This window comes from Kitasatospora sp. NPDC005856 (genome assembly GCF_040629945.1).
In the GTDB taxonomy this organism is placed as follows: Bacteria; Actinomycetota; Actinomycetes; order Streptomycetales; family Streptomycetaceae; genus Kitasatospora.
On record NZ_JBEXWT010000003.1, the window covers coordinates 157,888 to 179,014 of the forward strand.

Here is a 21,127-nt window from a genome sequence, read left to right on the forward strand (position 1 = left end):
GCGAACGGGGTGGGAGCCGCCGCATCCGGGCCACGTCAGGCCCGCATCCGGCCCGCGCGCGGGAGCCGTCAGCAGCTGCGCAGTTCCGGGCTCTGGTTGCGGATCTGGTTGTGCAGCGAGGTGAACTCGCGGTACGCCGCGCCGTCCTCGGTGCCGGGTCGGAAGGCGCCGACCCGGTGGCAGTTGACGAAGGCGAGCTTCACCCCGAAGTGGTTCTCCAGGCTGCCCCGGATCGCGTTGCTGGCGAGCGCGCGCAGCAGCTGGGCGCGCTGCTCGTCGCTGGGCGTGGTGTTGTCGGTGGTGAACTCCTCCTGGCCGGCGGCGAGTTCGGTGCTGAGCCCGGCCACGACCTGGTAGGCATACGGGAGCGAGGCGCGGACGGTCGCGAGGAAGTCGGCCTCGTCGACGCGGCCCTGCCGGGCCTGGGCGAGGAGGGCGGGGGAGACGTCGAGCGACATGGAGGTCCTCTTTCGGGGTGCGTCGGGCTTCGACCGGTGGCAGGCGGTGGTGGCCCGCGGAACGGGCAGGGGCGACCCGCAGTACGGGCAGCGCTCACCCGCACCGGTTATCGAAGATGAAAACCATTGCAGGAAAGACTCTCCCGGTCACCCTGACGCCCTGTCAAGCACCACTCCCCGAAGGGCTGACGGCGGGCGGCGCCGGCAGTCGGCCGACCTTGATGACGAACACCGCGATCGTCGCCGCCAGCGCCGCGAAGACCAGGCCCATCTGGAACGCGCTGGCGATGCCGTGCACCAGCACCTGTGAGGAGTACGGCGCGGGGAGCCGGCCGGTGGCCCGGAACTGGGCGAGCTGCTGCGGGGTGGCCTGCCGCAGGAACGCCCCGGCCTGCTGCCGGGCCTCGTTGCGGCTGGCCGTGCCGAACACCGTGACCAGGATCGACAGGCCGAGGGAGCCGCCGACCTGCTGGGTGGTGTTGAGCATGCCGGTGGCCGCGCCCGTCTCGTGCGGGGCGACGTGGGAGACGGCGGTCAGCATCACCGGGACGAAGATCGAGCCCATGCCGAAGCCGAACAGCAGGGTCGGGCCGAGGATGCCGCCGACGTAGGTGCTGTCGATGTCGATCTGCGTCGCCCAGGCCACTCCGGCCAGCACCAGCAGCGAGCCGGTCACCAGGAAGGGCTTGGGACCCCAGCGCAGCTGGTTGCGGGCGGCGAACTGGGCGGCGGCGATGATCGCGACGCTGATCGGCAGGAACGCGAAGCCGGCCCGCAGCGGGCTGAACCCGAGGATCTCCTGCACGAACAGGGTGATGAAGAAGAAGATGCTGAACATCGTCGCGGTCACGCAGAGCATCAGCGCGTACGCGCCCGAGCGGTTGCGGTCGCGGAACAGGTGCAGCGGGGTGATCGGCTGCGGCACCCGCCGCTCGTTGAACAGGAAGCCGGCCAGCAGGGCGAGGGCGAGGCTGAACGCGGTCAGCGTCACGGCGTCCGTCCAGCCGTGGTCGGAGGCGCGGATGAAGCCGTACACCAGCGAGACCATGCCCGCCGTGGCGGTGAACGCGCCGGTCAGGTCGAAGCGCCCGGGGTGCCGTTCGGACTCGTTGATGTAGAGCGGCGCCAGCAGGGCGATGGCGATGCCGATCGGCACATTGACGAAGAACACCCAGCGCCAGGACAGCCAGGAGGTCAGCATGCCGCCGAGCAGCAGCCCGATCGCGCCGCCGGCCCCGGCGACGGCGGAGAACACCCCGAAGGCCCGGTTGCGCTCCGGGCCCTCCTTGAAGTTGGTGGCGATCAGCGCCAGCGCGGTCGGCGAGGCGATGGCACCGCCCAGGCCCTGGAGTGCCCGCGCGGCCAGCAGCCAGGCCGAGGACTGGGCGACGCCGCCGAGCAGTGAGGCCAGGCTGAACACCAGCACGCCGACCATGAACACCCGTCGCCGCCCGAGGATGTCGCCGGCGCGCCCGCCGAGCAGCAGCAGCCCGCCGAAGGTGAGGGTGTAGGCGTTGATGACCCAGGACAGTTCGGTGGTGTTGAACCCCAGTGCCTGCTGGATGTGCGGCAGGGCGATGTTCACGATCGTGATGTCCAGGACGACCATCAGCTGTGTCGCCGCGATGACGGTGAGTGCAATCCCCGGGTGCTGGCCCCGACGTGCGGTCGCGGGCGAAGCCTCGGCCAGGGCGCGCGAGGTGGCCATGGCAGGTCCCCCAATGGGTTCGGGGGTGAACGGCGGACAGGCGGCGGATTCGTTCACCACTACCGACGGTATCCCCGGGGCATAGGGAACACAATCGTTCATTACGGACATGTGCCCGCCTCGACCGTCACCGCGCGTAGAAGAGGTATGGGGCCGGTGCCCGCACCGCAGGGTCCGCCCGTCCTTCGAGGAGGCGCCGAAAGCCGTTCCGAAAGCCGTCCCGATGGCCGTAGATTTGCCCCGTGCCCACGACGGGGCAGTGGGCGGGACGGCTGGAGACGCTTTGCGGGACGGTTTTTCCGATGGATTCCTCACGCGGCTGGCGCGCGAGACGCATCCGGTGGACCTGATGTGCCTCTATCTGCTCCACGGCTCGGTCGAACGGATCCCCGGCCTGTTGGTCGATCGCGAGACGCTGTCGTTCGAGCACCTGAGTCGGCATGCCCGTGCGGAGGGCCGCTCCAGTTACGGCGACGCGGACATGTTCTCACTGTGCGTCAGGAGGAAGGTCCGCGGGCGGCTGTACGGCCTGGAGTTCAGAATCCACTTCATCGCCGGTGAGCCCTATGCCGACGCGGTGATTCCGTTCGGTGCCCCGGTCGACCTGCCCCGGTTCGTGCACCACCTTCGTGGGCATTACGGCTCGGGTGCGGCTCCGGGGGACTGGGACTTCGACGTGTACACCGATGTGCGTGATCTCCGCGAGAGCGTCGTGCTGTTCGGCAACCGGCGCGAGGTCTGGTTCCAGGTCGACCGCGGCCCGGTGGTCGCCGGTCGGTCCAGGTTGATTCCCCGGGGCCGGGGCCGGCTGGTGACCGGCCGTCTGCACGGCAACCAGTTCGGGACGCATTCCCGACCGCATGCGGGGGGAGTGATGTTCCCCGACCGCCTCGCCGCCGTCGAGGGCGTCTCGGCCGAGGCCCGGGCGTACCGGCGGTACGTGGCCAGGCTGCGCGATCCTCTTCCCCGGCGGGCGGGGCGGCCGGTCCGTCCAGGGGTGCCGTGGACCCGATGACATCAAAACGTAACGTCTCCATGAGAAGTCGTCAGGCGTAAAGCCTTCCCCAAGTCCTGTCCAATCTGGCATGTTTCCTTCAATTCCCGTGCGATCCCCATCCCCCTCACGCACGGGCCGAATCGGAGGACACGTGTCACCCCTGATATCCCGGCGGCTCGGCCGCCCGGCCGCAGCCCTCGCCGTGCTCTCGGCCATGGCGCTCGCCACCCCCACCGCCTTCGCGACCGCCGCCACCTCGACCACCACCCCCACGGTCCCCGGCGCCGTCTCCGCGCCCGCAGCCCAGGCCTCCGCGGCCCAGGCCCCCGCCGTCGCGGGCGCCGCGGCCGGCTGGGCCGCCGGCACCCGCGCCTACATGGTGATCAGCGCCCCCGCCGACATCGCCGCCGCCAAGGCCGCCGTCGCGGCCAACGGCGGTACGGTCTTCGCGAGTTACGACCAGATCGGCGTCATCGTCGCCCACTCCACCAGCGCCGGTTTCGCCGCCGCGCTGCGGACCGTCACCGGCATCCAGCAGGTCGGCGCGACCCGCACCTCCGACGTGCCGGCCGACGCCTACAGCCCGGCCCTGCCCGCCAACCCCGCCCAGGCGACCACCACGCTCACCGAGTCCAACCGCTGGGACATGACCCAGATCAAGGCCGACCAGGCCTGGAGCGTCACCACCGGCTCGCCGTCCGTCAAGGTGGGCGTGCTCGACACCGGCGTGGACGACCAGCACCAGGACCTCGCGCCGAACTTCGACGCCGCCGACTCGGTCTCCTGCGCCTACGGCAAGCCCGACACCCGCAGCGGCGCCTGGCGGGACGTGGACACCCACGGCACCCACGTCGCCGGCACCATCGCGGCCGCGAAGAACGGCAAGGGCGTCATCGGCGTCGCACCGGGCGTGAAGATCGCCTCGGTCCGGATCGCCGAGCCGACCAGCACCCTCTTCTACGCCGAGAACACCGTCTGCGGCTTCGTCTGGGCCGGCGACCACGGCTTCAAGGTCACCAACAACAGCTACTACACCGACCCCTGGCAGTTCAACTGCCCGAACGACCTCGACCAGGCGGCCATCATCGAGGGCGTCAAGCGCGCCCAGGAGTACGCCGAGGGCAAGGGCTCGCTGCAGGTCGCGGCGGCCGGCAACGCCGACTACGACCTGGCCAACAAGACCACCGACACCGAGAGTCCGAACGACTCCACCAAGGTCACCCGGACCATCACCAACGCCTGCCTCGACATCCCCACTGAACTCCCCGGAGTGGTGACCGTCGCTGCCACGGGCAGCGGCAGCGGCAAGGCCTCCTACTCCAACTTCGGCCGGGGCGTCATCGACGTCGCGGCGCCCGGCGGCGACGGCGCCACCGGCGTCTACTCGACCCTGCCCGGCGGCAAGTACGGCACCAAGAGCGGCACCTCGATGGCCTCCCCGCACGTCACCGGGGTGGCCGCGCTGATCGCGAGCACCGACCCGTCGCTCACCCCCGCCGACATCCGGTCCCGGCTGGCGAGCCAGGCCAACGACCTGGCCTGCCCCGCCTCCGACAGCCGCTGCACCGGCACCACCGCCAACAACGGCTTCTTCGGTGAGGGTCAGGTCGACGCGCTGAAGGCGGTCGGCGGCGGCACCCCGCCCACCGGCACGTACTTCGAGAACACCGCCGACGTGGCGATCCCCGACAACACCACGGTGGAGAGCCCGATCACCGTCACCGGCGTCAGCGGCAACGCCCCGGCGACGCTCAAGGTCGGCGTGGACATCAAGCACACCTACCGCGGCGACCTCGTCCTCTCCCTGGTCGCGCCCAACGGCACGGTCTACCTCCTGGAGGACTTCCCGAACAGCGACAGCACCGACAACGTCGCCAAGACCTACACCGTCAACGCCACGGCCAGTGCGGCGAACGGCACCTGGAAGCTCCGGGTGAAGGACGGCGCCTCCGGCGACACCGGCACGATCGACGCCTGGAACCTCACCTTCTGATCCCGCCGTTCCGACCGGCCGCCCGACGCCCGAGCGCGTCGGGCGGCCGGGCGCGCGCGGTCCGCCGAGGTGGGACCGGACCTTCGCGTTCGGGCGCCGTCAGCCGTCCCGGGTGGGCTCGTTGGCCGCCGAGTCGAGCCGGCCGGCCCGCAGGAGCTGCTGGCCGAGATCGATCAGGGCGCGGGCGGCGGCGTACTCGTCCCCGATCTCGGGTACGGGCGGGTCGTGGGGGTTGCGGCGGGCCGTGGTGCGGCTCTCCAGGGTGTTGTCACCGGTGTCCAGGACGGCGTGGACCTTGGTGGCGTCGCCCTCCTCGAAGAGGTCGAGGCGCAGGGTCCAGCGTTTGGTGCGCATCGGTGTCGGGGTCCTCGTGGTCACGTCCGGCTCCTCGGTGGTCGGGCTCGGCGCGGTCGCCGGGCCGGCGACGGGGTCAGCTGCCCCGGGTGATCTCGATCCTGCGGGCGGGTTTCGCGGTCTCGCCGATCGGTGCCCGGACGGTCAGGACGCCCTGCTCGTACGACGCGGTGACGTCCTCGTCGCGGACGCCGGCGGGCAGCCGGACACTGCGGCTGAAGGAGCCGTAGCGGAACTCGGAGTGCTGTTTGTCCTTCTTCTCCTCGACGCGTTCGGCCTGGACCGTCAGCACGCCGTCGTCGACGCTGATCGAGATGTCCTTGTCGGGGTCGACGCCGGGGAGTTCGGCCCTCAGCTGGTAGACGCCGTCGGCCTCGGACTCCTCGATGCGGATCACGTGTTCGCCGTGCGGCAGGCGGAATTCGGCGGGGAAGTCCTCGAAGAGGTCCGGCAGTGAGGACCACCGGCCTCCGAACGGGAACCTTCTGCGCAGGTCACTGGCCATGACGGCCTCCTGAGTGGGGATGTGGTCGTTTCCGGATGGTCAGGCGGCGGTCTCCGGCAGTGCGCTGCGGGAGACCGGCATCAACAGGTCCAGGAGCCGCTGGACGACATCGCGCAGCAGGTCGTCGACGGCGAGCACACCGACCGGGCGGTCGCCGTCGATCACGGGCAGTCGCCGGACGCCGGTGCTGCGGAAGGTGCGGTAGGCGGTGTCCAGGTCGGCGTCGGCGTCCACGGTGACGACCGGGACGGTCATCAGGTCGAGGACCGGCCGTTCGGGATCCGCGCCGTGCGCCAGGCCGCGGACGGTCAGGTCGCGGTCGGTGACGATCCCGAGCAGGCGCCCGTCCTCCGTGACGAGGACGCAGCCGACCGCCTCCTGCGCCATCAGGCGAGCCGCCTCGAAGGCCGTCGCAGTGGGGCCGATGGTCACCGCGGGCGCCGTCATGAGGTCCGAGGCCTTCACGGGGCCGCTGCCTTCGCGGCGTCGGCCAGCGAGACCGTGACGTCCGGCGGCCGGTCAAGCGTGTTCTTCACCGTGCACCGGCGGATGACCGCGAGCAGGCCGGGCGCCCGCTCGGGCGGCAGGCCGGGGACGGCGACCTCGATGGACACGGAGGAGATCCGGGCCGGGTGGTCCCGGGCCATGGTGTAGTCCGCGGTGACGTGCAGGCCGTCGCGGCTCAGGCCGTGCCGGTCGAGGTAGCCGCCGGCGTAGTGGGCGGTGCAGGAGGCCAGCGCGGAGGCGCACAGTTCGACCGGTGTCGGCGCGGTGTCGGCGCCGCCCGCGTCGAGCGGCTGGTCGACGGCCAGCGCGTGCGACCGGATGTCGATGGCGTACAGGTCCCCGTCGACCGGGTCCACGTCGATCCGGCCGGGTCGCGGCGCGTGTGGCCGACCGACGACGGCGGCCTGGCGGAGCAGCATTCCGGCGAGCCGTCTGGCCTCGTCCGCGGTGAGCGCGGTCCAGGCCTGGTCGGTGTCGTACGGTTCGCAGGCCGTGTCGAGGACGACGCGGCCGGTGTCCGGAAGGACCTCCGGCGCGAAGCGGGAGACCGACACCGTCCGCCCGGCGGCGGTGTGCAGCAACTGTTGGGTGGCGGTACGGGATTCGTCGGTGAGCACGGCGGTGGCCTCCGCTCGTCCGGGCCCGGGGCCGGGCCTCCGTTTCCAGCAGACCGCTGTCGGTGGCAGGGCGGCAGGGCCGTTGGGCCCACCACTGGACCCCATCGGGGGGACCGCCCGGGGCGGCGCGGGGCGGGCCGGGCGAAGCCGGATGCCACCGCGGCCCGTCACCCGGGAGGCGGACTGCCACTACTCGAACTCCGAACCGACGACCGGTGGCCCATCGGGCCGGATGATCCGGCCGGTGATTCCGGTGGGTTCGATGCGCATCCAGGTGTCCCGCTCGCCGCCCGCCCAGGGCAGGGGGTCGGCGAGCCGCTCGAACCGCTGGACGGCCTCCTCGTCGGAGACGGTCGAGGTGATGCCGTTCACCAGGACGCTCCAGCCGGTGGCGAACACCTCGTCCAGCCGGTCCACCTCGAAGGCGACCTCGCCGCCGTCCGCCCGGGCGAGGGTGCCGTCCGCGACGGTGCGGTAGAGGACGGCGGCGTCCAGTACCCGGTAGTTGACCGGCAGCGCCACCAGTCGTCCCTGCGGCGCGGTCAGCAGGACCCGGCCGACGCCACCCGCGCCGAGCCTGGCCCAGCAGGCCGCCGGGTCCAGCTCCTCCGTCCGCACCCGGGCGTTGGCCGGGGCCCGGCCGGGAGGGACGTCCCGCCCGCCGCCCAGCAGATCGGTGACCGTGGTGTCGAGGGCGTCCGCGAGCCGGGTGAGGGTGGTGACGCCGACCGGGACGGGATGCGTCTCCAGGTAGGCGACGAACCCCGCGTCCAAGCCGCCGCGCTCCGCGACCGCCTCACGGGTGAGGCCCAGCTCGGTCCGGCGGTGCGCGACGCGTCGGCCGAGATCGCCGGGGTCGACGGGCCGGGAGCCGGTCCGTTCGTCTGTGCTCTTCATGTCGACCTCCGTGGCCGGGCCGGGACATCGGGTGGCCGGGTTCTCCTCGGGCCGACCGGGGACACCACCCACCCGTTCCCATCGTCCGCCGCGGCCGAGCGGGCGGAGCAGGGCCGCTCGGACCACCTCGGCGGACCCGGAGGGCCCCGATCCGCCGCATCGGACCGACCGGCCCATGCGAGAACCCGGCGGGCGGCCGACAGTGGAAGGGCAGGGGCCGCCGACCGGGCGGCACCGGCGGTCAGGCCGAGGAGGGCGAGATGGGCACGACGGCACCGCTGCTGGACCTGGACGAGGCAGGCCTCGCCGAACTGGTCGCGGCCCTGCGGCAGCGGGACTACACCGTGATAGGGCCCACTGTCCGGGACGGTGCGATCGTGCTCGCCGAGCTGGCCTCGGCGGAGGACCTGCCGCACGGCTGGGGCATCGAGGCCGAGGCCGGCACCTACCGGGTGCGCCGGCGGGAGGACCGGGCGGCGTTCGCCCACTCCGCCGGGCCGCAGTCCTGGAAGACCTTCCTGCACCCGCCCCGGGCCCGCCTGTGGCAGGCGGACCGGGCAGGGGACGGGACCGTCACGGTCCGCGAGGACGGCGCGCCGCCGCCCCGCTACGCCTTCCTCGGCGTGCGCCCCTGCGACCTGCGCGCGATCGCCGTCCAGGACCGGGTGCTCACCGGCGGAACGTACCCCGACCCGGTGTACGGGCCGCGGCGCGCCCGCGCGTTCATCGTCGTGGCCGAGTGCACCGAGCCGAGCGCGGTCTGCTTCTGCACCTCGATGGGCACCGGCCCGGGCGTGCCCGGGGGATCGTCGTACGACCTGGCGCTCACCGAGACCGTCGAGCCGGACGGGGCGGCCCGCTACACCGTCCGCGCCGGAAGCCCGGCCGGCGAGGAAGTCCTCGCCGCACTCCCCACGCGCCCCACCGACGGCGAGCGCGCCCGGGCGGCCGTCGCCGGGGCCGCCGAACGGATGGGCCGGAGCATGGATCCGACCGACCTGCGCGCGCTGATGGCCGGCACGATGACGGCCGAGCGCTGGGACCAGGTCGCCAACCGCTGCCTGACCTGCGGGAACTGCACGATGGTCTGCCCCACCTGCTTCTGCACCACCACCGAGGAGGTCACCGACCTCACCGGCGACCACGCCGAGCGGTGGCGGCGCTGGGACTCCTGCTTCGACCTCGACTTCTCCCACCTGCACGGCACCGGCCCGGTCCGCAGCTCCGCGCGCAGCCGTTACCGGCAGTGGCTCACCCACAAGCTCGGAACCTGGCACGACCAGTTCGGTTCCTCGGGCTGCGTCGGTTGCGGCCGCTGCATCGCCTGGTGCCCGGTCGGCATCGACCTCACCGAGGAGGTCACCGCCCTGCGGGCCGAGGCGGCGAACCCCGGAGGAGCGCCATGACGCACGCGACCACCCCCGTGCCCTACCGGGTGCTGGCCCGCCGGCGCGAGACCGACGACACCGTCACCCTCGACCTGACACCGGCCGCCACCCCGATGAGCCCCTTCCGCCCCGGGCAGTACGCGATGCTGTACGCCTTCGGCACCGGTGAGATCCCGCTCTCCACCAGCCGGATCGACGGCACCGTGCTGAGCCACACCGTCCGTGCGGTCGGAAAGGTCAGCGAGGCGCTCTGCCGGGCCGAGCCCGGCGACTGGATCGGCACCCGCGGACCGTACGGCACGGCCTGGGGGAGTCCGCCGAAGGGCGGGGACGTGCTCGTCGTCGCCGGCGGGATCGGACTCGCCCCGCTGCGCCCGCTGATCGAGGAGGTCCTCGCCGAGCCGGAGTCGTACGGGACGGTCTCGGTGCTCACCGGGTACCGCGACCCCGGCGGGCAGCTGTTCCTCGACGACCTGCCGCGCTGGAGCACCCGCGCGCACGTGCGGGCCACCGTGGACGCCCCCGGGCCCGGCTGGCGCGGAGCGACCGGTCTGGTCACGGCCCTGTTGGACGGCGCGGACTTCCGGCCCGGGCACTGCGCGGCCTACCTCTGCGGCCCGGAGGCGATGATGCGGGCCACCGCCCGGGAACTGCGGCGCAGAGGCGTTCCCGCCGACCGGATCCGGGTCTCGCTGGAACGCAACATGCGCTGCGCCACCGCCTGGTGCGGGCACTGCCAGCTCGGCCCGGTGCTCGTCTGCCGGGACGGCCCGGTCCTCGACTGGGAGCGGGTGCAGGACCTGCTCTCCCTCCCCGAGCGGTGAGCGCCGTGGCCGCCCCGCGCCTGGCCGTGTGGAAGTTCTCCTCCTGCGACGGCTGCCAGCTGACCCTCCTCGACTGCGAGGACGAACTCGTCGCACTCGCGGGCGCGGTCGAGATCGGCTACTTCCTGGAGGCCTCCAGCCGGGAACTGCCGCCGCCCTACGACCTGTCCCTGGTCGAGGGCTCCATCGCGACGGCCGCCGACCTGGAGCGCATCCGGCAGGTCCGGGAGCAGTCCCGCCACCTGGTGACCATCGGCGCCTGCGCCACCGCCGGAGGGGTCCAGGCGCTGCGCAACCTGGTGAGCCTGCCCGAGTACCAGGCCACCGTCTACGCCCGGCCCGAGTACGTCGACAGCCTCCAGGACTCCACCCCGGTCTCCGCCCACGTCCCGGTCGACCTGGAACTGCGCGGCTGCCCGATCGACAGGCGGCAACTGCTGGAGGTCATCACCGCCTTCCTGGCGGACCGCAAGCCCGACGTCCCCACCCACAGCGTCTGCTTCGAGTGCAAGCTGCGCGGCACCACCTGCGTCACCGTCGCCCACGGCACCCCGTGCCTCGGTCCGGTCACCCAGGCCGGCTGCGGCGCGATCTGCCCGGCGTACGGGCGCGGCTGCTACGGCTGCTTCGGGCCGATGGAGACACCGAACACCCGTGCCCTGCTGCCACTGCTGCGCCGCGACGGCGTGGCGGACGAGGACGCGGCCCGGCTCTACCGTACGTTCAACGCCGAGGCCCCCGGCTTCGCGGAGGCGGCCCGAGAGGCGACGGAGGACAGCGGATGACCCACCGCACCGGGCGGACGCTCACCGTCGGTGCGCTGGCCCGCGTCGAGGGCGAGGGCGCGTTGCACGTGTCCGTCCGCGGCGACGAGGTCGAGAGCGTCCAGCTGGCGATCTACGAGCCCCCGCGGTACTTCGAGGCGCTGCTGCGCGGACGCCGGTACACCGAGCCGCCCGACCTCACCTCCCGGATCTGCGGGATCTGCCCGGTGGCGTACCAGCTGACCGCCTGCCGTGCCGTGGAGGACGCCTGCGGGGTCGCGGTGGACGGCCAACTCTCCCTACTGCGAAGACTGTTGTACTGCGGGGAGTGGATCGAGAGCCACGCCCTGCACATCCACCTCCTGCACGCCCCCGACTTCCTGGGCCTGCCGGACGGGCTCGCACTGGCGCGCAGCGACCCGGCCCCGCTGCGGCGCGGCCTTCGGCTGAAGAAGGCCGGCAACGAGATCGTCGAGGTCCTCGGCGGGCGGGCGATCCACCCGGTCAACGTCCGGCTCGGCGGCTTCCACCGGCTCCCGACGCGGGCCGAACTCGGCCACCTGTCGGCGGTCCTGGGCCAGGCCCGGGTCGACGCCGAGGACACCCTCGGCTGGGTGGCGGGCTTCGAGATCCCGCCGCTGGCGGTCCGGCACGAGCTGCTCGCGCTCAGTGACCCGGACGGCTACGCCATCGACTCCGGGACCCCCACCGGCGCCCAGGCGGGCCCGTTCGACGTGGCGGAGTTCGAGCGGCACGTCCGCGAGCACCAGGTGCGTCACTCCACCGCGCTGCACGCCGCGCTCGACGGCCGACCTCACCTCACCGGGCCGCTCGCCCGGTGGAACCTCAACAGCGGACGGCTGCCCGCCGGCCTGCGCGACCTGGCGGCCGAGGCCGGGCTCGGAGCGCACTGCGACAACCCCTTCCGCAGCATCGCGATCCGCGCGGTCGAGGTGCTGTGGGCCGTCACCGAAGCGCAGCGGATCATCGAGCGGTACGAGCCGCCGCCCGCCCCGGCCGTTCCGGTCCCGCCCAGGGCCGGTTCCGGATACGGCGCGACCGAGGCGCCGCGCGGGCTGCTCTACCACCGGTACGACATCGACGAGGAGGGGATCGTCCGGCTGGCCGTCATCGTCCCGCCCACCGCGCAGAACCAGACCGCCATCGAAGCCGACCTCCGCGCCTTCATCCAACCCCGACTGCACCTGGACGACGCCGAGTTGACCCGGCAGTGCGAGCGGGCGATCCGCAGCTACGACCCGTGCATCTCCTGCGCGGCGCACTTCCTCACCCTTGCCGTGGAGCGGAGGTGACGGCCGAGGGGGGCGGGCGGATCGTCGTGATCGGCGTCGGCAACGAGTACCGCCGCGACGACGGTGCCGCCGTGGCCGTCCTCGCGGAACTCTCGACCGCGGGCCTGGCCGCCGACCGGCTCACGCTGTGTGACGGTGAGTCCAGCCGGCTGATGGAGCTGTGGGACGGAGCCGACCTCGCCGTCGTCGTCGACGCGTTGCGCGTGGACCCGGGGGAGCCCGGCAGGATCCACCGCGTCAGCGTCGACGCCGACCGACTGCCCGCCGACGCCCCGGCGGACGGGACGGCCGCGGCGGGCACGCACGGCCTGGGGCTGGGCTACGGTGTCGCGCTGGCGGCCGCCCTGGGCAGGCTGCCGCGCGAACTGCTGATCGTCGCGGTCGAGGGAGCGGACTTCTCGATCGGCGAGGGCCTGAGCCCGGCCGTCGCCGCCGCGGTGCCGCGCCTCGTCGCCGAGGTCCGCGGGGCGGTGGACGCGCACCGGGGGCACGGCGTCCGGTCGTGATCGCGCGGGTCCGGAGCACCGAACGGAAGGCGTCGCTCCTGCCGGCCTGCCGCGCGAGCGGATGCGGACGCCCGCCCGGGACACACCCACGCACCGCGAATGGAGCACGGTATTCGATCGTCCACGACCGGCTTGTTTTCATGCGAGCACCATCACCCGTCGCCCGCTGGGAGACGAACGTGCCACCCTCCGCCCGGACCCTCATCGCGACCGCCGCCTGCCTGGCGGCCGTCGGCGCCCCCGCGCTCGCCGCCGCCACCCCCGCCGCCGCCACCCCCGCCGTCGCCGCCCCGCCCGCCGCCCGCTTCGCGGCGGTCGCCCGGCTTCAGCCACAGACCCTCGCCGACCTGCAGACCTCGATGCGTGGCGAGGCCTTCGCACACGCCTCCTACACCGTCTACGCGGACCAGGCGGACCGGGAGCACCTGCCCGCCGTCGGGGACCTCTACCGCCGTACGGCCGCCGTGGAACTGGGCGAGCACTTCCAGGAGGAGGCACAGCTCGCCGGCGTGATCGGTGAACGAGATCGCGAACCTGACGGTGTCAGCGGCGGGGGAGGTCAACGAGGCGACCTCGATGTATCCACGGTTCGCCCAGGAGGCGGAGGAGGACGGGGACCACAACGCCGCCGTCCTCTTCGCGGAGATCGCCGACGACGAGGCCCACCACAGCGAGGCGTTCAAAGCCGCTCTCGACGTGGTGAGGACCGGTCAGGGGCAGGTGCCCGCACCGCCCGAGGTCGACCCGGTGACGGCGCCGGCCGGTCCGCCCCAGGTGCGTTCGGCCCGCACCCTGGCCAACCTCGACACCGCCCTGCACGGTGAGGCGCTGGCGTTCGCCCGCTACACCGTGTTCGCGGAGCAGGCGGAGCAGAACGGTGACGAGGCGGTGGCCGCACTCTTCCGGGGTGCCGCCGCGGTGGAACTCCACGAGCACTTCACGGCCGAGGCCGTGCTGTTCGGGTTCGTCGACGAGACCCGGGCCAACCTGCGGAAGACCATCGCCGGGGAGCACTACGAGGCGACCGTCATGTACCCGACCTTCGCCAGCCGCGCCGGAGCGGTGGGCGACATCGAAGCGGCCGAGCTCTTCTGGGACAACGCCCGGGACGAGGACGGCCACGCCAGGGCCTTCGAGCAGGCCCTCGACCGGCTCGGCTGACAGGCCGCCGTGCCAAGCGCCGTGCCGACCGACGCGGTCGGCACGGCGCTTCGCCGGTGGCGGGCGGTTCGTGCGGCGCCCGGCCGGGACGCCGGCCGTCGCCGAACCCCCGCCGGTGTACAGCTGCCGTCAGTGCGACGGCTCCTTGTACGGGACCGGTCGGCGACCTCGGGGCAGCCCGGGACGCACTACTCCGGGACGAGCACCGCGACGCCCGTCACCCGGTCCGCGGCGAGGTCCGCGAGCGCCGCGTCCGCCCGGCGCAGGGGGTAGCGGGTCACATGGACGACCGGCCGGGCCCGGGCCGCCTCCGCCAGGAAGGCCAGCCCGTCGGCACGCGTGTTGGCGGTGACGCTGCGCAGGGTGCGTTCCTGGAACAGGTGCTGCTGGTAGTTCAGCACCGGGATGTCGGTGAGGTGGATGCCGGCCACCGCGAGCGTGCCGCCGCGGTCCAGCGCGGCGAGCGCGACGGGCACGAGTTCGCCGACCGGGGCGAACAGCACGGCGGCGTCCAGCGGTTGCGGGGGCGGGTCGTACGAGTCGCCGGCGAAGACGGCGCCGAGTTCCAGCGCCAGTCGGCGGGCCGCCGCGGCCCGGGTGAACACGGCCACCCGCGCGCCCCGGGCGAGGGCGACCTGCGCGGTCAGGTGCGCGGACGCGCCGAAGCCGTAGATGCCGAGCAGGCCGCCCGCCGGGAGTTCGGCCCGTTCCAGAGCCCGGTAGCCGATGATCCCGGCGCACAGCAGCGGGGCCAGCTCCTCGGCCGGCGGGCCCTCGGGCAGCCGGTAGGCGAAGCGGGCGTCCGCGGTGAGGTGCCCGGCGTAGCCGCCGTGCCGGTCCCAGCCGGTGTAGCGGGACTCGGGGCAGAGGTTCTCCCGCCCGCTGCGGCAGTACCCGCAGCCGCCGCAGGTCCGGGCCAGCCAGGCCACCCCGGCCCGGTCCCCGACGGCGAAACCCCCGACCCCGGCCCCCGCCGCCAGCACGCGCCCGACCACCTCGTGCCCCGGCGTGCACCGTGCCAGCCTGGGGGAGAGGTCTCCCTCCGCGAGATGGAGGTCGGTGCGGCAGACCCCGCAGGCCTCCACCTCCACCAGGATGTCCTGCGGTCCGGGCGCGCCGAGCGCTCGCCGCCCCCACGCCAGCGGGCCCGGCGGGGGCCCGCCGACCGGCCCGGGGTGCTCCACCGTCCAGGCCCGGGTCTCCGCCGGCAGGGGTTCCGTCGTGCTCATCGCCGTCTCCTGTACCGCTCGGTCCGTGGGGTCGGTGGGCCCGGGTTCAAGTCTCCCGCTCCGCGGCGGCCACCGCGTGCTTCACCGCGCTGAAGCTGTCCGGGGTGACGGAGATCGAGTCGATTCCGGCCTGCACCAGGAACCGGGTGAAGTCCGGGTCGTTGCTGGGGCGTTGGCCGCAGAGGCCGACGTGTCGGCCGGCTGCGTGGGCGGTGGCGATCAAGGACTCGACGCTGCGGGTGACAGCCGGGTTCCGTTCGTCGAAGAGGTGGGCGAGCAGGCCGGAGTCGCGGTCGACGCCGAGGGTGAGCTGGGTGAGGTCGTTGCTGCCGATCGAGAAGCCGTCGAAGCGCTCGGCGAACTGCTCGGCGAGCAGGATGTTGGCCGGGATCTCCGCCATGACGTACACCCGCAGGCCGTCGGCGCCACGGGTGAGCCCGTTGTCGGCCATCACGGCGAGGACGTGGTCGGCCTCCTGCGGGGTGCGGCAGAAGGGGATCATCACCACGACGTTGGTCAGGCCGAGTTCGTCCCGGGTCCGGCGCACCGCCCGGCACTCCAGCGCGAAGCCCTCGCGGTAGCCGGGGTCGTAGTAGCGGCTCGCGCCGCGCCAGCCGATCATCGGGTTCGCCTCGACCGGCTCGAAGGGCGCGCCGCCGATCAGCCGGGCGTACTCGTTGGTCTTGAAGTCGCTGGTGCGCACCACCACCGGGTCCGGCCAGCGGGAGGCGGCGATCCGGGCCACGCCGTGGGCGAGCCGGTCCACGAAGTAGTCGGTGCGGTCGGGGTAGCCGTACGTCAGCTCGTCGACCAGCCGCCGGTCCTCGGCGGACAGCCGCTCGGGGTGGACCAGCGCCATCGGGTGGACGCGCACCTGGTGGGCGACGACGAACTCGGTGCGGGCCAGGCCCACGCCGTCCGCCGGCAGCCGCCACCAGCGGAACGCGGCGCCGGGGTCGGCCAGGTTGAGCATCACCTTGGTGCGGGTGGGCGGCAGCGAGCCGAGGTCCGTCTCGGTCGCCTCGTACGCGACGCGGCCCGCGTAGACGTGCCCCTCCGCGCCCTCGGCACAGGAGACCGTCACCTCCTGCCCGTCGGTGAGCACGGCGGTCGCCGTGCCGGTGCCGACCAGGGCCGGCACGCCCAGCTCCCGGCTGACGATCGCCGCGTGAGAGGTCCGCCCGCCGTGGTCGGTGACGATCGCGGCGGCCCGCTTCATCAGCGGTTCCCAGTCCGGGTCGGTGATCTCCGTGACCAGCACCGCGCCCTGCGGGAACCGCTCCAGACCGACCGGTTCGGCCAGCGCGCACACCGGCCCGGCGCCGATCGCCTCACCGACGGCGATGCCGTCCACCAGGCGGTCGCCCGAACCGGTCAGCCGGAAGCGGCGCAGCACCTCGCCCCGGCGGCGGGACTGCACGGTCTCCGGCCGGGCCTGGACCAGGAACAGCTGCCCGGTGATGCCGTCCTTGGCCCACTCCAGATCCATCGGGCAGCCGTAGTGTTCCTCGACCGCCACCGCCCATTCGGCGAGCGTGCGGATGTCGCCCTCGCCGAGCACCGGGCGGGCGCGCTCCCGGGCGTCGGTGTCCACGACCCTCGTCGAGCCGTCCGCGGCGTACACGGCCTTGCGGCGCTTGGAGCCGAGCTGCACCTGGACCACCGGGTCGAGCCGGTGGTCCTTGAGCACGGGCTTGAACACGCTGTACTCGTCCGGGTCCACCCGGCCGCTGACCACCGTCTCGCCCAGACCCCAGGCGGCGCTGATCACGACCACGCCGGGGAAGCCGGTCTCGGTGTCCAGGGTGAACGCCACGCCCGCGCCCGCCAGGTCGGAGCGCACCATCAGCTGGACCCCGACCGAGAGCGCGAGCGAGAGGTGGTCGAAGCCCATCCGCTCCCGGTAGTCGATCGCCCGGTCGGTGAACAGCGAGGCGAAGCAGCGCCGGCAGGCGTCCAGCAGGGCGGGCGTGCCCCGGACGTTGAGGAAGGTCTCCTGCTGTCCGGCGAAGCTCGCCTCCGGCAGGTCCTCGGCGGTGGCGCTGCTGCGCACCGCGACGTCCGGGTCCTCCCGTCCTGATTCCGCGGCGAGCCGGCCGTACGCGTCGAGGACCTCCTGCTCCAGCGCGGGAGGCAGCGGGGCGGCCAGCACCGCAGACCGGATCGCGGAGCCGACCTCGGGCAGCGGGGCGCCCCGGTGGAGCCGGTCGACCTGCTCGGCGATCCGCTCGCGCAGGCCGTCGGCGTCGAGGAGTTCGCGATAGGCGTCCGCCGTGGTGGCGAAGCCGTCGGGGACCCGGACCCCGGCCGGGCCCAGGCCGTTGATCAGCTCGCCGAGCGAGGCATTCTTGCCGCCTACCAGGCCGACGTCCTCCCGCCGGAGGTCGCGGAAGCGGATGACACGGCGCATGGCTGCCTCCAGGCGCGCTGGCAGGGTGGCCCGTCGGCGCGGGAACCCGTCGTCGGACCCGTCCCTGCCACTGTCCGCCGGGCCGGCCGGAACGCCGAGAGGCGCACGGCCCTCGCATCCGGTCCGGTCGGCCGGGCTACCGGGGCCGGCCGACCCCATCGGGGCGAGCGGGGTCGGAGAGGCGGCCCTCCGCCGCCGGCGGCGGGACGAGGACACGGGGGAGCGGCGCTCACGGCGGCCGCCGACCGTGCTCCGCGGAGATCCGGCGGGCGTGCGCGACGATCTCGGCGGCCGCGTGTTCCCCGACGCCGAGGGCGTGGGCGAGGCGGTGCGCGTTCCAGCCGTGCCGGGCGAGGAGGGTGGGGAGCGGGTGGCGCGGACCCGGCAGAGCGGAACCCGGTACGGGAGCCGGCCGTGCCACGGGAGCCGGCCGTGCCACGGGCGAGGGCGAGGGCGTACGGCGGCGGACGACCGCGCGGCGCAGTTCGTCCGAGCCCCAGACCAGGAACGGGAACGGCGCCACGGTGAGCAGCTGGGTCGGGGAGAGGGCCGCGGTGCCGAACATCCTCTGCAGCACCGGCAGGTAGACCACCGCGGCGGCGAACGCGAGCGAGAAGCCGATCCCGCCGAGCAGTTGGCGGTTGCCGAACACACCGACGGCCCGCAGCGGGGCCCGGTCGGTCCGGGCGGCGAAGGCGGTACCGACCTGGCAGGCGACGATTCCCAGCCAGGCGACGGTGGTGGCCTGTTGGTAGGCGAGGTGGAGGGCGGTCCCGGGACCGGTCGGATCGCCGGGGTGCCAGCCGGCCCGCCCGAGGGTGAGGAAGAAGCCGCCCATGACCAGGGCGGCGGAGATCAGGCCGAGGAAGCCCCACGCCCGGGCGAGCATGCCCGGTCGGATGACCCGCTCCGAGCGGGGCCGGGGAGGTCGGTCCATCAGGCCGGGTTCGGCCCGCTCACGGCCGAGGGCGAGGGCTGGCAGGGTGTCGGTGCCGAGGTCGATGGCGAGGATCTGCATCACCGTCAAGGGCAGTGGGACGGCGCCTCCGGCGAGCGCGAAGACCAGGAAGGGCACGACCTCCGGAACCGCGTGGGTGAAGATGTAGACGATGAACTTGCGGATGTTGTCGTAGGTGCGCCGCCCCTCCTCGACGGCCGCGATGATGGTGGCGAAGTTGTCGTCGGTGAGCACCATCGTGGCGGCTTCCCGGGCGACCTCGGTCCCGGAGCGGCCCATGGCGACACCGATGTCGGCGCGTCGCAGGGCGGGCGCGTCGTTGACGCCGTCGCCGGTCATGGCGACGGTGTGGCCCTCGGCCCGCAGCGCGTCGGCGATGCGCAGCTTGGCCTCGGGCGACGCCCGGGCGAAGATCACCTCCTCGCCGCGGGACAGCAGCGCGTCCAGCCGGTCGTCGCCCATCGCGTCGAGTTCGGTGCCGGTGACGATGCGCATGCCGCGGTGGCCGATGCCGACCTGTTCGGCGACGGCCGCGGCGGTCAGGCCGTTGTCACCGGTGACCACGTGCACGGTGACACCGGCCCGGTGGGCCCTGCGGATGGCGTCCGGCACCTCGGGCCGGGGCGGGTCGGACATGGCGACCAGGCCGATCAGGCACAGGTCGTGTTCGGCGTCCTCGCGTCGGGCGGGGGGCGGTTGCCCGGGTGCGAGCGCCCGGCTCGCGACGGCGAGGACGCGCAGCCCCCGGGCCGCCAGCCCGCTGACGGTGTGCACCACCTCGGCGCGATCGGCCGGGACGATCGGGCGCTCGGAGCCGTGGTCGAGCAGCCGGGTGGCGTGGGTGAGCACCTCCTCGGGGGCTCCCTTGGTGTGCAGGACGACGGTGCCGTCACGGCTGTCCGCCGTGGTCATGAGCTTGAGGCGGGGGTCGAAGCGGAACAGCGCGCGGCGCTCCCGGTCCCGCCGGTGCGGGGTCCGGTCGGTGCCGAGGCGGGTGGCCAGGTCGAGGAGGGCGAGTTCGGTCGGGTCACCGTGGCCCGCCGCCGGGTCGGCGGTGGTGCAGAGGGCGGCGGCGTCGGCGAGCGTCAGGGCCTCGTCGTCCGGGACCGGGGCTCCGATCGCGCCGGTTCCGGGCGTCCACACCTGCGTCACCCGCATCCGGTTCTCGGTCAGCGTGCCGGTCTTGTCGGTGCAGATCGTGGTGGTCGAGCCGAGGGTCTCCACGGCGGACAGCCGCTTGACCACGGCGCCGCGCCGGGCGAGGTCCCGCACGCCGGAGGCGAGAGCGAGGGTGATCGTCGGCAGCAGGCCCTCGGGCACGTTGGCGACGAGCAGGCCGATGGCGAAGGCCACCGAGGCGGTCAGCGAGAGGCCGGCCGCCAGCCCCATCGGCAGGAACGCGAGCCCCACGCCGACCGCGATCACCGCGATCAGCCGGGCGACCCGCTTGACCTGCTGCTCCAGCGGGCTCTCCTCCCGCCGGGTGCGCTGGCTGAGCGCGGCGATCCGTCCGAGCTCGGTGTGCATCCCCGTGGCCGTCACCACCGCCACGGCCGTTCCCCCGGTACAGGCCGCGCCGGAGAACAGCAGGTCAGGGGCGTCCAGCAGCGGGCCGGAGCCGTCCGTGGACTCGGCGGAGCGGAACACCGGGGCGGACTCACCGGTGAGCGCCGAGAGGTCCACCTCCACCCCGCCGGAGAGCAGGCGGGCGTCGGCCGACACCCGGTCGCCCTCCTCGACCACGAGGACGTCGCCGGGCACCAGTTCCGTCGCGGGCACCGACCGCCGTCGGCCCTCGCGGACCACTGTGGCCTCGTCGGGCAGGAAGCCGGCCAGTGCTTCCACCGCGCGTTCGGCCTGGCGTTCCTGGGCGAAGGCGAGCAGGGCGTTGAGCCCGATCACCGCCAGGATCGCGCCGGTGAGGTTCGGGGCGCGGCTCACGGCCGCCAGCGTGGCGGCGCAGGCCAGCAACAGGGCCAGGGGGTGGGTGAACTGGCGGGCCAGTTCGTGCGGCCAGTGCCGTCCCTCGCGGCGCACGAGCGCGTTGGGCCCGTACACCGTCCGCCTGCGGGCGGCCTCGCGCTCGCCCAGGCCCTCCGGGGAGGTCCGCAGGTCGCGGAAGAGCAGATCGAGGGGCTCGCGCGGTTCGGGCGCGGGCACACCGGCGACGGGTGGGACGCTCCGGGGCCCGGCCCGGGCGTCGGAGGCCACGATCAGCCCCGGCCGGTCGTCCGGGCCGTCCCGAGGACGCCGGCAGCGGGTACTGCGGCCGGGTGCGCGCTGGTCGGTGTCATCACGTCCTCCACCGGGCCGGGCGCGTCCAGTGGCCGCCGCTCCCACACCAGCGGGCCCGGCGCCGGCCCACCGACCGGCCCGGGGTGCTCCACCGTCCAGGCCCGGGTGTCCGCGGGCAGGGGTTCCGTCGCGCTCATCGCCCTCTCCTGTGCCCTTCGGCCCGCCGGGTCGGTGGGCCCGGGTTCAAGTCTGCTGCTCCACGGCGGCCACCGCGTGCTCGACGGTGCCGACGTGTCCGGGGGC

The 21,127-nt window shown here is 73.8% G+C and carries 19 protein-coding genes; 8 read left to right on the forward strand and 11 right to left on the reverse strand.

The features are described 5' to 3' along the window. Positions 1-68 precede the first annotated feature (68 nt). Together ABZ449_RS04250 and ABZ449_RS04255 are read right to left on the reverse strand one after the other, a co-directional pair. Positions 69-458 (reverse strand): SCO5389 family protein, encoded by a 390-nt coding sequence (locus ABZ449_RS04250; protein ID WP_360339869.1) that lies wholly within the window; start codon positions 456-458, stop codon positions 69-71. A gap of 163 nt (positions 459-621) precedes the next feature. Further along, complete coding sequence (locus ABZ449_RS04255; RefSeq protein ID WP_360339872.1) at positions 622-2,166, reverse strand: MFS transporter; 1,545 nt, start codon at positions 2,164-2,166, stop codon at positions 622-624. Between the two features lie 283 nt (positions 2,167-2,449). Between ABZ449_RS04255 and ABZ449_RS04260 the strand changes: the two genes are divergently transcribed. Both ABZ449_RS04260 and ABZ449_RS04265 read left to right on the forward strand, forming a co-directional pair. Further along, positions 2,450-3,181, forward strand: coding sequence for a hypothetical protein (locus tag ABZ449_RS04260; RefSeq protein ID WP_360339875.1), 732 nt, complete (start codon positions 2,450-2,452; stop codon positions 3,179-3,181). A gap of 133 nt (positions 3,182-3,314) precedes the next feature. Next, positions 3,315-5,156 carry a S8 family serine peptidase gene (locus ABZ449_RS04265; RefSeq protein ID WP_360339878.1) on the forward strand — a complete coding sequence of 614 codons (1,842 nt, stop codon included), beginning with the start codon at positions 3,315-3,317 and terminating at the stop codon, positions 5,154-5,156. A gap of 99 nt (positions 5,157-5,255) precedes the next feature. Here the strand turns inward: ABZ449_RS04265 and ABZ449_RS04270 are convergent, their stop codons facing one another. The 5 genes from ABZ449_RS04270 to ABZ449_RS04290 form a co-directional block, all read right to left on the reverse strand. Further along, positions 5,256-5,534 carry a dsRBD fold-containing protein gene (locus tag ABZ449_RS04270; protein WP_360339881.1) on the reverse strand — a complete coding sequence of 93 codons (279 nt, stop codon included), beginning with the start codon at positions 5,532-5,534 and terminating at the stop codon, positions 5,256-5,258. Positions 5,535-5,586: 52 nt separating this feature from the next. Then, entirely contained in the window at positions 5,587-6,015 is a 429-nt protein-coding gene (locus tag ABZ449_RS04275; RefSeq protein ID WP_360339884.1) for an Hsp20/alpha crystallin family protein, read from the reverse strand. A gap of 39 nt (positions 6,016-6,054) precedes the next feature. Further along, a complete protein-coding gene (locus tag ABZ449_RS04280; RefSeq protein ID WP_360339887.1) occupies positions 6,055-6,480 on the reverse strand; it encodes a CBS domain-containing protein in 426 nt (141 codons plus the stop codon). Then, the gene (locus tag ABZ449_RS04285; protein WP_360339890.1) at positions 6,477-7,139 is read right to left on the reverse strand and encodes an OsmC family protein; all 663 of its coding nucleotides are present in this window, start codon (positions 7,137-7,139) and stop codon (positions 6,477-6,479) included. Before ABZ449_RS04285 ends, ABZ449_RS04280 begins: the two co-directional genes overlap by 4 nt. A gap of 189 nt (positions 7,140-7,328) precedes the next feature. Then, on the reverse strand, positions 7,329-8,036 hold the full coding sequence (locus ABZ449_RS04290; protein WP_360339893.1) for a pyridoxamine 5'-phosphate oxidase family protein: 708 nt from the start codon (positions 8,034-8,036) through the stop codon (positions 7,329-7,331). 260 nt (positions 8,037-8,296) lie between these two features. Here ABZ449_RS04290 and ABZ449_RS04295 point away from each other — a divergent pair, with 260 nt between their 5' ends. The 6 genes from ABZ449_RS04295 (at position 8,297) to ABZ449_RS04320 (ending at position 13,992) form a co-directional block, all read left to right on the forward strand. After that, on the forward strand, positions 8,297-9,442 hold the full coding sequence (locus ABZ449_RS04295; RefSeq protein ID WP_360339896.1) for a 4Fe-4S dicluster domain-containing protein: 1,146 nt from the start codon (positions 8,297-8,299) through the stop codon (positions 9,440-9,442). Further along, positions 9,439-10,248: an FAD/NAD(P)-binding protein gene (locus tag ABZ449_RS04300; protein WP_360339898.1), complete on the forward strand. Its 810-nt coding sequence runs from the start codon at positions 9,439-9,441 to the stop codon at positions 10,246-10,248. The genes ABZ449_RS04295 and ABZ449_RS04300 overlap by 4 nt, the downstream gene beginning before the upstream one ends. 5 nt (positions 10,249-10,253) lie before the next feature. Then, positions 10,254-11,033 carry an oxidoreductase gene (locus tag ABZ449_RS04305; RefSeq protein ID WP_360339901.1) on the forward strand — a complete coding sequence of 260 codons (780 nt, stop codon included), beginning with the start codon at positions 10,254-10,256 and terminating at the stop codon, positions 11,031-11,033. Next, positions 11,030-12,325 carry a nickel-dependent hydrogenase large subunit gene (locus ABZ449_RS04310; protein ID WP_360339904.1) on the forward strand — a complete coding sequence of 432 codons (1,296 nt, stop codon included), beginning with the start codon at positions 11,030-11,032 and terminating at the stop codon, positions 12,323-12,325. The genes ABZ449_RS04305 and ABZ449_RS04310 overlap by 4 nt, the downstream gene beginning before the upstream one ends. Then, positions 12,322-12,831 carry a hydrogenase maturation protease gene (locus ABZ449_RS04315; RefSeq protein ID WP_360339907.1) on the forward strand — a complete coding sequence of 170 codons (510 nt, stop codon included), beginning with the start codon at positions 12,322-12,324 and terminating at the stop codon, positions 12,829-12,831. Before ABZ449_RS04310 ends, ABZ449_RS04315 begins: the two co-directional genes overlap by 4 nt. A gap of 516 nt (positions 12,832-13,347) precedes the next feature. Further along, on the forward strand, positions 13,348-13,992 hold the full coding sequence (locus tag ABZ449_RS04320) for a ferritin family protein (protein ID WP_360339910.1): 645 nt from the start codon (positions 13,348-13,350) through the stop codon (positions 13,990-13,992). Positions 13,993-14,180: 188 nt separating this feature from the next. Here the strand turns inward: ABZ449_RS04320 and ABZ449_RS04325 are convergent, their stop codons facing one another. The 4 genes from ABZ449_RS04325 to ABZ449_RS04340 all read right to left on the reverse strand — a co-directional run bounded on the left by ABZ449_RS04325 (position 14,181) and on the right by ABZ449_RS04340 (position 21,021). Next, positions 14,181-15,221 carry a zinc-binding alcohol dehydrogenase family protein gene (locus ABZ449_RS04325; protein WP_360339913.1) on the reverse strand — a complete coding sequence of 347 codons (1,041 nt, stop codon included), beginning with the start codon at positions 15,219-15,221 and terminating at the stop codon, positions 14,181-14,183. A 46-nt stretch (positions 15,222-15,267) separates the two neighbouring features. Continuing rightward, positions 15,268-17,631, reverse strand: a complete 2,364-nt coding sequence (gene ppsA, locus ABZ449_RS04330; protein ID WP_360339916.1) for a phosphoenolpyruvate synthase — start codon at positions 17,629-17,631, stop codon at positions 15,268-15,270. Positions 17,632-17,860: 229 nt separating this feature from the next. Continuing rightward, on the reverse strand, positions 17,861-20,749 hold the full coding sequence (locus ABZ449_RS04335) for a cation-transporting P-type ATPase (RefSeq protein WP_360339919.1): 2,889 nt from the start codon (positions 20,747-20,749) through the stop codon (positions 17,861-17,863). A gap of 53 nt (positions 20,750-20,802) precedes the next feature. Continuing rightward, a complete protein-coding gene (locus ABZ449_RS04340) occupies positions 20,803-21,021 on the reverse strand; it encodes a hypothetical protein (RefSeq protein ID WP_360339922.1) in 219 nt (72 codons plus the stop codon). Between the last annotated feature and the right edge of the window lie 106 nt (positions 21,022-21,127).